Annotated in this window: 11 protein-coding genes; 4 read left to right on the forward strand and 7 right to left on the reverse strand. The window is 50.5% G+C overall.

Annotated features, from left to right (window positions below; genetic code table 11):
• The first annotated feature begins 90 nt into the window (after nucleotides 1-90).
• The 4 genes from htpG (at nucleotide 91) to B5F83_RS09830 (ending at nucleotide 4,262) form a co-directional block, all read left to right on the forward strand.
• On the forward strand, nucleotides 91-2,148 hold the full coding sequence (htpG, locus tag B5F83_RS09815; protein ID WP_087280398.1) for a molecular chaperone HtpG: 2,058 nt from the start codon (nucleotides 91-93) through the stop codon (nucleotides 2,146-2,148).
• Nucleotides 2,149-2,510: 362 nt separating this feature from the next.
• The gene (locus B5F83_RS09820; protein WP_087280396.1) at nucleotides 2,511-3,401 is read left to right on the forward strand and encodes a carbohydrate kinase; all 891 of its coding nucleotides are present in this window, start codon (nucleotides 2,511-2,513) and stop codon (nucleotides 3,399-3,401) included.
• A gap of 271 nt (nucleotides 3,402-3,672) precedes the next feature.
• A complete protein-coding gene (locus B5F83_RS09825; protein WP_087280394.1) occupies nucleotides 3,673-4,065 on the forward strand; it encodes an MFS transporter in 393 nt (130 codons plus the stop codon).
• Nucleotides 4,056-4,262 carry a hypothetical protein gene (locus B5F83_RS09830; RefSeq protein ID WP_087280391.1) on the forward strand — a complete coding sequence of 69 codons (207 nt, stop codon included), beginning with the start codon at nucleotides 4,056-4,058 and terminating at the stop codon, nucleotides 4,260-4,262. The genes B5F83_RS09825 and B5F83_RS09830 overlap by 10 nt, the downstream gene beginning before the upstream one ends.
• Nucleotides 4,263-4,271: 9 nt before the next feature.
• On the opposite strand, the gene B5F83_RS09835 is transcribed toward B5F83_RS09830, so the two are convergent.
• Genes B5F83_RS09835 through B5F83_RS09865 form a run of 7 tightly spaced genes read right to left on the reverse strand, consistent with a single transcriptional unit; the run spans nucleotide 4,272 to nucleotide 13,208 of the window.
• Nucleotides 4,272-4,598 carry a DUF2149 domain-containing protein gene (locus B5F83_RS09835; RefSeq protein WP_087280388.1) on the reverse strand — a complete coding sequence of 109 codons (327 nt, stop codon included), beginning with the start codon at nucleotides 4,596-4,598 and terminating at the stop codon, nucleotides 4,272-4,274.
• Nucleotides 4,595-5,194, reverse strand: coding sequence for a MotA/TolQ/ExbB proton channel family protein (locus tag B5F83_RS09840; protein WP_087280386.1), 600 nt, complete (start codon nucleotides 5,192-5,194; stop codon nucleotides 4,595-4,597). The genes B5F83_RS09835 and B5F83_RS09840 overlap by 4 nt, the downstream gene beginning before the upstream one ends.
• 3 nt (nucleotides 5,195-5,197) lie before the next feature.
• Entirely contained in the window at nucleotides 5,198-5,911 is a 714-nt protein-coding gene (locus B5F83_RS09845) for a hypothetical protein (protein WP_087280383.1), read from the reverse strand.
• A 4-nt stretch (nucleotides 5,912-5,915) separates the two neighbouring features.
• On the reverse strand, nucleotides 5,916-9,935 hold the full coding sequence (locus B5F83_RS09850; RefSeq protein WP_087280381.1) for a cobaltochelatase subunit CobN: 4,020 nt from the start codon (nucleotides 9,933-9,935) through the stop codon (nucleotides 5,916-5,918).
• A gap of 3 nt (nucleotides 9,936-9,938) precedes the next feature.
• Nucleotides 9,939-12,074 carry a TonB-dependent receptor gene (locus B5F83_RS09855; RefSeq protein ID WP_087280437.1) on the reverse strand — a complete coding sequence of 712 codons (2,136 nt, stop codon included), beginning with the start codon at nucleotides 12,072-12,074 and terminating at the stop codon, nucleotides 9,939-9,941.
• Nucleotides 12,075-12,096: 22 nt separating this feature from the next.
• Nucleotides 12,097-12,756, reverse strand: coding sequence for an HmuY family protein (locus tag B5F83_RS09860; RefSeq protein WP_087280379.1), 660 nt, complete (start codon nucleotides 12,754-12,756; stop codon nucleotides 12,097-12,099).
• Between the two features lie 11 nt (nucleotides 12,757-12,767).
• Entirely contained in the window at nucleotides 12,768-13,208 is a 441-nt protein-coding gene (locus B5F83_RS09865) for a calycin-like domain-containing protein (RefSeq protein WP_158094212.1), read from the reverse strand.
• Nucleotides 13,209-13,368 lie beyond the last annotated feature (160 nt).

Below are 13,368 nucleotides of genomic sequence, written 5' to 3' on the forward strand. Positions count from 1 at the left end.
TGGTATGGCATTTGACTTGAAAGGGGGCGCCGAAAGGCGCCGTTTTTTTTTTAATTTTTATCATTTAATGAAAATAAAAACACAAAAGATATGAAACAGGGATCAATAGGCGTTACTACGGAAAATATTTTTCCGGTAATCAAAAAATTTCTTTACTCCGATCACGAGATTTTCCTGAGGGAACTCGTGGCCAATGCGGTCGATGCGACACAGAAGATAAAAGCGCTCGCGGACAGCGGCGAATTCAAGGGAGAATTGGGCAACCTGACAATACACATTGAAGCCGACAGCGATGCAAAGACACTGAAAATCATTGACAACGGCCTCGGAATGACCGAGGAGGAAGTTGACAAATACATAAACCAGATTGCATTTTCAAGTGCCGGGGAGTTTCTGGAAAAATACAAAGACCAGCTGAGCAGCATCATCGGGCATTTCGGACTCGGTTTTTACAGCGCCTTCATGGTGTCGAAGAAAGTCGAAATAGACACCCTTTCGTGGAAGGAAGGCGCGGAAGCCGTTTCGTGGACCTGCGACGGGAACCCAGAATACGAAATGGGCAAGGGTTCAAGGACAACGAGGGGAACCACCATCACCCTGTACCTTGACGACGAGGAAGCCGAATTCGCCCAGCGGGGGAAAGTGGAACAATTGCTTAGGAAATATTGCAAGTTCATGCCTGTGGCCATCGCCTTCGGGAAAAAACAGGAATGGAAGGACGGCAAATATGTCGATACCGAAGAGGACAATATCATCAACGATGTTGAGCCGCTCTGGACCAAAAACCCTAAGGACATCAAGGACGAGGACTATCTGAAATTCTACAATTACCTTTATCCGGGCTCGGAGGAACCGCTGTTCTACATACATCTGAACGTGGACTACCCTTTCCACCTGACCGGCATACTTTATTTTCCTAAAATCAAGGACAGAATCGACGTCCACACAGACAAGATACAGCTGTACTGCAACCAGATGTTCGTTACCGACTCAGTAAAGAACATCGTGCCGGAATTCCTCACGCTGCTCCATGGCGTAATCGACTCTCCGGACATTCCGCTGAACGTTTCAAGGAGCTATCTGCAATCGGATGCCAACGTAAAGAAAATTTCGGGTTATATCACAAAGAAAGTGGCCGACAGACTCGAAGACATATTCAAGAACGACCGTGAACAGTTCGAGAAAAAATGGGACAATTTGAAGCTGTTCATCGAATACGGAATGCTGACAGATGAAAAATTCTGCGAGCGCGCAATGAAATTCTTCCTGCTGAAAAACTGCGATGACAAATTTTTCCCGATCGAAGATTATACAAAGGCCATCGAAACCTTGCAGAAAGACAAGGACGGCAGGCTCGTCTACCTTTACGCTACCGACAGGACAGAACAATACCGCCATATAGAAGCCGCCAAGAACAAAGGCTATGACGTATTGCTGATGGACTGCCCTCTCGACCCGCATTTTGTCGGCCTGCTTGAAAACAAGCTCGAAAACAGCAATTTTGCAAGGGTCGATTCGGACATCATCGACAACCTCATCCGCAAGGAAGACAGGGAAAAACCGAAATTGTCCGACAACGAGACCGATGAACTCAGCATCATATTCAACAAGGTCATGCCGGAAGGCTCGCACTACCTCGTCAATGCGGACAACCTCGGGGAAAACGGCGAACCGGTAGCAATAACCCAGAGCGAGTTCATGCGCCGCTACCGCGACATGGCTTCAATCGGAGGCGGGATGAATTTCTATGGAGAATTGCCTGAAACATACAACATTACCGTAAACCTCGAAAACCCTCTCGTCAAGAAGATGCTTGAAGAAAAACAGGAGCGTTGCGGCAATGAACTGGCAGACCTCGATTCCCGCATAGCCGAAAGCGAGAAAGCTGAGAAGGCAAGAAAGGAAGCCGAGAAAGCAAATGCTCAGAGTTCCACAGATGAGGACAAGGAGGCCGACAAGGCTGCTGAGAACGTGACAGAACTTCGCGGCCGGCGCAAGGACATCCTTGAAAAATTCGCCGAAGAAGACACGCTCCTGCACCAAATCGCCGGTCTTGCGTTGCTCTCCAACGGCATGCTGAAAGGCAAGGCCCTCGCCGACTTCATCAGGAACAGTTACGAAGTTGTCGGCAAGGCTTTCACAAAATGACGGGCACGGCCGAGCCGCCGATTTTGCAAAGCCGGGAACAGCACGGCTGAACTTAAACTCCAGCAAATAGTTTATTTACAACACATTACAAATATTTGACAAATTTTCAATGTAGCGAACGAAGTCCACGCCGACCTCGCTCGCTACACTGATTTTAAGCCACTCTTACGCTAAATTGTTGATTCCCCCCCTGAGTTGCTGACCTTTACAACACCTTCGGAGCATTTTTCCTCACCTTTGCGGTTATGAACCAACGTTTTAGCAGGCAGCAGGGAACGTGTCATGAAATCCGGACATGGAAAAATGAATTTTTCAGGAAAAAGACGTTTTTTTCAGTAAGTTTGCATAAAAAAGAACCAAGCATGAAAAACGATAAAAGCCATATTGTAGTAGGAATAGGAGAAATCTTATGGGACATGCTGCCTGAAGGCAGAAAACTCGGAGGCGCCCCGGCCAATTTCGCTTATCATGTTTCACAATTGGGGCTTTGCAGCAAGATTGTCAGTGCTGTCGGATACGACACGTCCGGCTATGATATACTTAATACACTCCGGGAGAAAGGCCTCGACACCGATTTCATCGAGCGCATTGACAAACCCACAGGCACCGTTGAAATATCCATTACCGGCAAAGGCATCCCTGAATACGACATAAAAGACAATGTAGCATGGGACAATATACCATTTACAGACAATCTCACAGAACTTGCAGCAAAGACAAAGGCAGTAGCTTTCGGCTCACTGGCCCAAAGGCACCATGTATCTGCAAGGACAATCAATGCATTTTTGGATGCCATCCCTGAGGAAAACGGGGCATTGAAAATCTTCGACATAAACCTGAGACAGGATTTTTATGACAAGAATACGATAGAACGGTCGCTTCACAAATGCAATATACTGAAACTGAATGATGAAGAAATCGATATAATATGCCGCATGATTGGCATTTCCGGTACAATCGAACAGATAGTCAATACAATCAGAAAAACATATTCTATCGACATCCTGGTTCTGACATGCGGCACAAAAGGAAGTTACGTATTCGGTCAGGACACAATGTCTTTTCTGCCCACACCGAAGGTAAAAACGGCAGACACTGTCGGAGCCGGAGATTCTTTCACGGCGGCTTTCACGGCCTCCATACTTTTAGGCAAATCCATAGAAGAGGCACATAAGGCCGCTGTAGATGTATCAGCATTCGTTTGTACTCAATATGGAGCAATGCCGGCACTTCCTGATACAATATGGCGGTAGTAATATGAGAGAACCCGGCTGGCTCTTTCCGGAACCCTTATCCGCCATGCACAGGCGTTCACGTTGCGGAACGGTTGCGCCGAACAATGCGGTGTCGTGTACCCAAAGCCACGCCCATAGAATGCGTACCCGAAAAATCTTTGTTAGCAGGTGGCAGGGGGGGGGGTAATTTTGCGGAGAATCATTAAGAAACTGTTTAAACAGTTTCTTAAATTTCTTAATTTCGCGGCGCGTAAGAAGCTGTTTAAATTTTTTCTCAGAAAATTCGGACATGGAAAAGGGAGTTTTTTCAAGGGATGCGGTATTGGTGTTGGCTGGCTTTACAGGCAGCCTGGGCGGCAGCAGCCTGCTCATGTGGACCATAGTAGGAATAACCAACCTGGTTTCGATAGGCTTCAGAATCATATCCGGGCCGGTTGCGGACAGGATTGCAAAGAAAAACCTGTCGTTGTGGGGTGCCTTGATGATGTGCGCCGGATGCACGGCCTGCGCCCTGACACAAGGAACCGGTTTGCTGCTTGCTACAAGAATCGTCCACGGAATCGGATTCGCCTGCTGCTCGGCTTTGCAGGACACAATATCAGCCTGGCAGGAGCCGCCATCTTCATGGCCGGAGGATTCGGCATCATCTGCTCCGAATCCCAGGCCACGGCAATGGCAATGACGGACAATACGAAAAGGGGGCTCGCCAACAACACATACCTGATAGGGTTAGACAGCGGCATGGCCCTCGGCCCTATCGTAGGAGGATTCCTGTACGGCCATGTCCCGGCGGAATTTTTCTATCCGTGCCTGATGGTTACAGCCGTGCTGAGCACGATAGTCTACATTATGGAAAAACGGAAACTGGGCGTGGTCTGAAAACACAACCTACTCGGGGACATATATTATCTCGCCGTTTTCCAGCTCGTAGGCGGTACCTACACGTTTTCCGCGACGGCCGCTCTGGCCCTGGTCGTCCGAAGGGGTGTATTTGTCTATCTTATGGCCCTCCTTCACAATGATTTCCATATTTTCCTTACCAGGATTCTTTACAATAGTAAAGTCCTCCTGGCTGAACATCTCCGTCATGTCGAAACGGGTCACGAGGGCTACCATGAGGGCTACGGAGAAAACCATGGCCACATCGAAGAGGTTGCCGACAACGCTCATCGGGTCGTTGTCCTCGTCCGAGCCAATCAGCCTTCTGCGTTTCATCTCGGCTCCCTCCCGTCAAGGACCTCCGAAACGAATTCCAGACGGTTCAAATCCTGGGTATACCAACGCTGTTTGACCTGTTGGGTTATAAAACCTATGGCCGCCGAGAACAGGCCTACGACAGTGGTGGCGAACGCAACCTGCATGTTATAGGCCATCGAAGATATGTCGCCTGTTGAAAGCCCCACCAGGGCAGGCCCCATAGGAATCAAGGTCCCCATAAGACCGAGCATCGGACCCATTTTCGACAAAGTCTTTGACAAAGCCATGTCTTTGTCCGCCGCAACTTCATAATCCGAGAGCAGCAGTTGCCTGCGAGGACGGCTGTCTGCGGAATCCATCAGCAAAACGAGGGTTTTGAGCAACGGGGATTTCGGATTTTCAGGAAGGGATTTGCGAAAATCGTCCAATGTCTCCGAAGTGAGGTTCATGATTTTTTCCCTGAAAACCTTGTCGGTCTTCCGTGTCTGCAAATATTGTCCGAAAAAATTTCCGAGCAGAAGCAGCGAGCGGAGGAAGAACAGGATAAGCAAAACCACCACCGGTACGAGCAGACCGGTGGAAATCCAAAAAAGAATGTCTGAAATGTAATTCATAAATCAATTATCTTTAATTTTTATTTTCATTATTTTTCTGAAAGGCCGGCCTCCGGCACCGGTTTTCCATCCGAGCAGGGCGAATATGGCCACTAATGCAAGTACGCCGGCAAGTGCTGTATAATCAACGCTTTCCACTCCCGCAACGGCAGTCTGCCCGTTCACGGTGGCTATGACCGAAACGATTGCCGTAATGACATTGGAAAGGAAAAACAGTTCGAGCCTCGTTTCCTTGTCCGGAAAAAGTTTTTTAAATCCCCACGCCCCGGCCGCGATTATCACGGACACGGCGGCACCGGTTCCCCATGAAACGGCAGGGAAAGGCACTCCGGGGAAGGAAAATATCATAAATACCGTGAGGCTGAACAGGACCGCGAATATCAGTACTCCCGGGAACCAGCGCAAGACTCTGTAACCGAATACTGTGCTCCGTTTCAAACGTCCTGAAGTCATGAGATGGGCCGACAACAGGCAAAACGCCAACTGGAGGATGACCTCGATACTGACTACGACAGCTGTGTCCAACATAAGCTGCGGGTCGGAAAGCCACACCTCTATCTGAGAACGCGACTGCCTTACCGCAAACGGCCAGATTACCCCTGTGAATATTCCGGCCACGGCTGCCTGGGCCAGTACGGACCACCATTTGTGCCATGTCTGTTTTATGATAAAATTAAAACAGACAAGAATCATCAATATTACTACAAGATTGTGCATACCGTTAAATTCCTGATTTTCTGCGGTGACGTATAATCAGACCGCCCCCGATGAAAAGCGCTATCACCAGGACGGCTATCAGCGCATTCCCTATCACCGCCGTTTTGCTTTCGGGTCCTGTTTCCGCCGTCTCCTTCTTCAGGACCGTGCCGTCCGACACGCCGGAGGAAACCTCACGTATGTTCCTGATGGATGCTTTATAACCGCCTGCCCTCTCTTTGCCGATATTGGAAGAAATGAAATCCTGCAATTGCCGATTGTCGCATACGAATCCGGAGCATGAAGGGGCGAACTTTTCTATCAGTTCCGCATGTGTTCCCGCAAGATTCGAAATCTGGGCATCGGACGCATTCCACAGACCTTTGCGCGCGGATTCAAGCATCACCGCCGTCATTTCCTCCAGGGCCGCCGGATTCACATTTTCAAAATGTTCCCGAACACCAAGACCATAACTGTCTTCGATATAGACATCGTAGATTTCGTTCCACATGCGGTCGTCCACAGCATCTGGCTTCATGACATTCCAGCCGAACGTATTTTTCACCGTCTCCGCAATGGCATCCGCATCCCCTGCGCCTCCCTTCATCTTCGCGGCGACATACGAAGGATTGAAGATCGTTGTACGGCTTTCAACGCCGATGGCCTCTTTAAGCTCCTGCATCCTGACACGGCTGCGATTGCGGTAATCGCTCAGGTACGCATCGGGATCTTTACCCGTCACCTCTCTCACGGCAAGGTTCAGACCTCCCATGAACTCATATACATGGTCGAGGCTCAATGCACCCCATGTATTGCTCTGGCGCGGCTGCACTACGGCATCCGTCCTTGAAAGAGCGGCTTCGAAAGCATACCGGGCAAAATTTTCCCAACCGTCCTCGCTTCCGTAATAGGCTCCCATGTTGTTCATGTATGTACTGGCTATCTCGCCCTCTGACTCCCATCGCCCGGAAGCTTCCACCATGCCCTGTATGCCTGTGCCGTAATTGCCGTTCACACCTCCGAATACCCTGTATGCCGACATTTCACGTGCCTGTTCGGGGGTAACTCCTTTTTCCATAAGGATACGCTCGGATTCACGGACACCTTCGGCCACATTGTTGTCAAAACCGTCGTCCTTCGCCGCTGCGGCCATCCTGACGGCCCGGTCTATCAGAAACAGGCGTGAAGCCGCAATGTCCCTCAACTGCCCGCTTGTCTGCACCACGACATCTATGCGCGGGCGGCCCAGGCGCTCCGATGGGATGAGCCTTATATCCGTCACCCTGCCGAATGCATCGTAAACAGGCTCGACACCGAGCATATAGAATATCTGCGCTATCGTGGCTCCCTCGGTTTCGATGAACTCACTGCTCCACAATGTATAGCTTACCTTGCGCGGAATCGAATCGTTGTGCCTCTGCCTGTAAAGGTCGATAGTGTTTTCGGCGAGTTTTACCCCTTTTTCCCAAGCGGCTTTGGTAGGCGTGGCCTCGGCGTTTATGGCAAACAGGTTCCTGCCGGTAGGAAGCACATTAGGATTGGCGACAGGGTCTCCGCCCGGAGACGGGTACACATAACCCCCGTCGAGAGCGTTAATAATGCTCGAGAGCTCCGCCTCCGGAGAATTTTTCAGAAAAACAAGGTAGTTATTGACGTTTTTCAAGGCCGTTTCGAGCCCGGTTACCGCACGGGCGAAATCCATGTCCGGCGAAGACTGCATGGAAGCCGCCGCCTTGCGCGCCGTCATCAATTCCGACATTGGAATGCCGGCAATGGAGCAGACCTGTTCATCGGAGACATTGCCGCCATCGGAAAGTAGTCTGCCGATTATTTTCCTGGCCTTATCCGTATACCTTCTGTTGAAAGCCGGAAGGTCCTTCAATAACGAATCGTCCGCCTTGCCTTCGGAACGGTCGATTGCGAAAAGACCGTAGGCCACAGGGTCCGTACACATCGCATAAACGGTTGAAACTAAATATTCTGGCGCGTATGCCTCGCCGAGAACATACAGGGGGCCCGTAACCTTTTCCGAAGCAAGTTCTTCGGCAAAATTGCCTATCCTCAGCACCTCATCGGCAGAATACGGCTTACCGGGGATGGTATCGAGCCCGAGATCCAAGCTTATCCCCATCTCCGTCACAAGAGATTTTATCTTTAACGACAACGCATCGGTTTCACGCCCGGATTCAATGGCTTCCGAATATTCCGAAATGGCATTTTCAAGTTCCTTGTACAATCCCCTCACCCCGCTTTCCGTAAACGGTGCGGTAAGATAGGACTGGAGACCGGCGTATGCGCGGCGCTTGGCGATGACACCTTCGCCGACATTGCCTATGGTATAAAGATAGAAGTGCGGAAGCGTGCCGACTAACCTGTCGGGCCAGTCGAAGCGGCTCAAGGCCACCTGCTTGGACGGGGTGAACTCAAGGCTGCCGTGCGTACCGAAATGCACGAGGGCATCGGCCCCGAAACCGTAACGCGCATAAAGGTAAGCCGCTATATAGTTGTGCGGAGGGGCAGCATGTGTACCGTGTACCATCTGGAAATCATTGTCACCTCCCCCGGCGGCAGGCTGCGGCATCAGCAATACATTGCCCAACCGTATCCTTGCCAAGGCAAGTTTTCCGTCCCGGGACATATAAGGGCCCGGAAAATCCCCGCCGGAGGCTGTGACCGACTCATAAAGTTCCTCAGGGAGAGCCTGTTCCACCCATGAAGCATAACTTTCCGCATCAATCCACTGAGGGTCGCCTTCGTCCATGAAACGTGAAGAGGCGCCCTGGGCGTAAGAACCGAAAACCGCCCCATGCCTGGCTATGAGTTCCCCGAGAGCCTCGGCAGAAGACGGAAGCCCTTCCACATTGTAGCCTGCATCCCGTAAAGACACGAGGAAGTTGTACAAAGACGGCACGACTTCCATTCCTCCGGCCGTCAGGGCGTTCTGTCCGGGCCCTTTGAAATAGAACACGGCTATCTTCTTCTCGCTTTCCGGTTTGGTCTTCAATGCCACGTACCTGTCAACGGTCTCGGTAAAATCCTCCAGGCGGTCCGGAATGGCCGCAAGATATTGCAGTCCGTCTTTGGAAAGATAGTGCCCGAAAAGGACGAAAGGACGGATTGCCCCGTCTATCTCCGGAGTAACTATGCTCTGCGACATGAAACCTCCGCTCATTCCCATGTCGTCTGCTTCCCAGTCTTCCACGAGAGCATTGACGTTCAACGGGGAAAACAGGGGGATATTCCGTTTCCCGAGATAATCCACGGCGGCATCGCCGAGCCTTCCGTGCGCCATGTTCACAATGGCATCCGGCGCAATCGAATCAAGGGTGCCGTCCGAAAAATAAGTCCTGATGCTCCGTATCGGATATACCATATTGCCGGAGGCTTCCAAAGACCTGACAAGCTCCGAAGGCTCGCCCATCTGCCCCGTCACAATGATACGCGGAGCGTTTTCCTTATAAAGCCCGTTGGATTTCAGATATTCATCATACTCGGCGATGCTTCCGAAACCGAGTTCGCCGTCTCCGTCAGACGAAGGGCGGTAGATATTTTCCACTTCGTATATTTCCGCCGGGGACGGTTCCGGAGCGAATACCGGTTTTCCGTCGATATATTTTCTTACGTATGCAAGCATGTTCCGGTAATTGTCCGGCCCTCCGTTTTCAAGATAGCTCCTTAACGCCGAAAAATCCGCCGAATCCAAAGTATTTATGTCATTGGCAGGATTTGTCACCATAGTGGAAATGACAGGAAGCCCTTTGCCTGCCGCCTTCTGCACGGCCGCGCGTTCTTCTTCCGTGATACGCAGGCCCATGCCGTTTATGAACAGCATGTCGTAACGGCCTGCACGGGAGGCCTCGGAGGGTTGCAGCTCATACAGTTTTACCATGCCGTTGTCATTCGCCCTCGCGATTTCGCCGAGCTGGATAGCCTGATAATTCATGAAAGCCACTTTTGTCGGACCGCACAATGAGGCCCACAGGACCCAGAGAATCAAAAGCACGCCGGCCGCGACGGACAGATATACGATTGTTTTCTTTTGCATAAATCAATATTTTCTGAAAAATTTTTCAATATCCACAGACAATCCGACCGCCGCCGTAATGCCCGTAGTGGCCGGAGAGTTGCTGTAATAATAATCCGGAATGTAATTGAAAAGGTTGTCGACGATGACATTGAGGTCTATGCCTCTCCAGATATCCTGCGAAAACACGAGTTTCCATATCGTGTATCCGGGATAGGTAACGGTTTCGGTCTCGGTATAATCCGTAGCGGACACATAGACGTCGGCAGTGACGGCGGAAAGCAGCCTTCCGCTCAGCGCGATGTTGAAACCGTAATTTTTCCAGGAATTACCGTACTCGACCTTTATCGTGGCCGAATGCGGACGTGTCTGGGAGAGCAACGGTTCCCCGGCCCTTATCTTCTCGTCGGTATAAGTGTATGACAGCCTCGCGCCAAGACCGAAAGGAAACCTCGTCGAGACGGAAAAATCAAGCCCGCGCACCTGTATCGGAGACATGTTCACATACTGCATTCCCCTGAGCCCGTCGTTCCAGACAGTGGTTATGCGGTTGTCCACCCAATTGTAAAAACCGGACAGGGACACATTCAGGTATTTCCATGAATATTCGGCCGAAAGCGAGAGGTTTTCGCTCGATTCGGGAGCAAGTTCCGGATTTCCGTAAATCATAAAAATGCCGGCCATGTCGAAGGACATGTACATTTCTTTGAGTGTCGGAGCCCTGAAACCTCCTGAATAAGAGCCGCGGAACGACCAGCCGCCTGTCCGGTACATAAGACTGAATTTAGGAGAAAAATGGCTCAGTTTTTTCTGTGAAAAATAATCGAAGCGCAGCCCTCCCGTAAGATGCCAGTGCTCGTCGAGTTTGCATTCTATCTGAGTGAAAACGTCGGCGGTATGCTGGACATAATAGCCGTTCCCCTCGAACTGGTAAGACATCAGATAGTCCCTCATGTAATCTCCGCCGACTATCAGCGTATGGCCCTCCGGGAAAAACGAATATGTGTAAATCCCGCGCAGCACATGCTGGACATTGCTGTAATCACGCACATCGGTACTGTTGAAGAGCAGATAATCGCTCTTGTCATACTGGTCATAACTGTAGGAAAGTTCAAGCCGGTTTTCATCATTTATGTCCCATTCGCCCTTCAGGCCTCCGCTGAAATCCCGGTAACGGTCTTTGGTATCGGCCTGCATATCGCGCTCACGGAAAAAGTATCCTGCACGGGCTGTGAATTTCAGACCTTCCACGGGCTCGTACAGCAAACGCTCCTTCACACTGTAATTGAAACCTCCGTAAAAGGTGTTGTAGTCGCCTTCGTTTTTCATTTTATATGAATCAATCGAAGTATACTGGACATTTGTCATGCTATTGAATTTTCCGGCCATGAAGCCTACCGAGCCTCCGTAACGCTGCTCGTTATGCGCGCCGTACCTCGCATTGACATTTACGGACCAGGGCTCGACGGCCCCCGAAGTTATGATGTTCACCACCCCTCCGACGGCATTCGAGCCGTAAAGCGAGGAAGCCGCCCCCTTGATGATCTCCACCCTCTGCACATTGTCAAGATTCAGGCGGCTGTAATCTATATTGTCCAAGGTCTCGCCGGCTATACGCTCGCCGTCTATCAGGAAAAGCACCGAATTGCCACCGAAACCCTGCATATTGAGGGTAACCTGCTGATCCATCGCGTATGAAAACTCTATTCCGGGAAGTTCGGCCTCAAGCAGGTCGCCCACATCCAGGGCATCCACGCGCTTTATGTCGGCAGAGGTTATCACCCTCGTAAGTATGGGCGAATCTTTAAGCAGCCTCGGAGTCCTCGTTCCGGTGACAACTACTGCTTCGATATTCATAAGGTCCTCTTCCATCACTACATCGGCATCTGCTCCATCAGCATAATCATCCGATTCGACTTCGATGGACAGGAAACCGAGGCGGCTGAACACCAGTACCGAATGTTCCGGGACTTCGATTGCATAACTCCCGTCGCTTCCCGTAATGACGTATCCGGCCTTTCCCCCCTTTACCATGACGGTCACCCCTTCCAACGGATTTCCCTTGGAATCCGTAACGGTCCCGTGCATATTCGGGTTCTGGGCCGGGGAAGGCAGCACGGCCGACAGAATCATTACTATGGCCAAAAATATCCTCTTCATCATATTTTCCTTCAGAAGCTATTTACAATTCGAGCGGATATATGAAATCCACGGTCATAAAGCCCTTTACCTTGCTTTCATCCATGTAATTGGACAGCCTGATTGCGGCCATCCTTCCGTCCGAAGTCTTAAGGATGTACACTTTGCCGGACAACGTATACACGGGAGGCATTGTCGAGGTATCCACATTCAGCCATTTTGACAATTCGGCATTGTAGAACGAGGGTGCATATACGATATTGCCGTCCATCATTCCCGACATGTCCACAGTAACGGTGCTGTCGGTCCATACATCGGCAACCCACTCGCCGTCAGGAAGTTTTCCTGATGACACGAGCTCATCCAAAGAGGTAAAGCCCGTCTCCATAACCGTCCCGCCATTGGTCTTGGCATCATAACGGTGTATTGCAAAGTCCCACGACGGCACATCCCCATCTTCGCTTCCGTCGGCAGCCAGGACCGTAGTATCTGTGGTTGCCGACTGAAAATCCACGTATGTCCACTTGGTGTAGGAAGTCGCGTCGATATACAACGTTCCCTTCCCCGTAGCCTTGTCCATGTCTATAAAACCGAAATCCACTGCGGACGAAGGCCGGTCATATATCCACCCGAACATCCCGTTACACGACGAGAGCGGCATCAGGGCCGCCCCCATCGCTATTAACAATAAGATTCTGTTCATTTCATCACTGGTTACTCTACAGGAGTTTCAGTAGGAAGGAATGTTATCTTCAGCCCTCCCATTACGGCAGGGACGTCGAACACGAACGAATAGTCAGTCATGTCGCTGTCTACCGTTCCCGTAAACGTACAAGCATACTCCTGTTCAGAGCCTGCTTCCATGCCCATCAGCGTAACCCCTTCTCCGGAAATCGAGAATACTCCGCCATTCCCGGTGACCTGTGCCCCGGTTACCGTAAACGTCCCCCAGGTATCGGATTTGTAGTTTACAGACACTGTCCCCTCTCCCGTAGAAGTTATCGTCAGGGTCTGGTTCTCACTTACCATCGGTTCCGGGGAATACTGGAATTCGGCCATGGAATATCCGGTATAAGTGCCGGCTACCGATTCCGAAGGATTGACTCCGTTTTCCTTGTTGCATGAAACTGTCGCAAAAGCAGCAACCGCTGCCACCAATAAAATTTTTTTAAATCCCATAATCACTCGTGTCCGGTAAAATTCCGGACTAGTTATTAAAAAGTTTAACAATTAAAACAAAGTAGGTTCGGTAGAACCATCCAGTTCATTGACAATATTGCAGTTAGGTTTTGCAAAGAGGTCTTTTAGGCAGATA

Origin of the sequence: Muribaculum sp. An289, from assembly GCF_002159555.1 — a bacterium.
Lineage (GTDB): Bacteria > Bacteroidota > Bacteroidia > Bacteroidales > UBA932 > Merdivivens > Merdivivens faecigallinarum.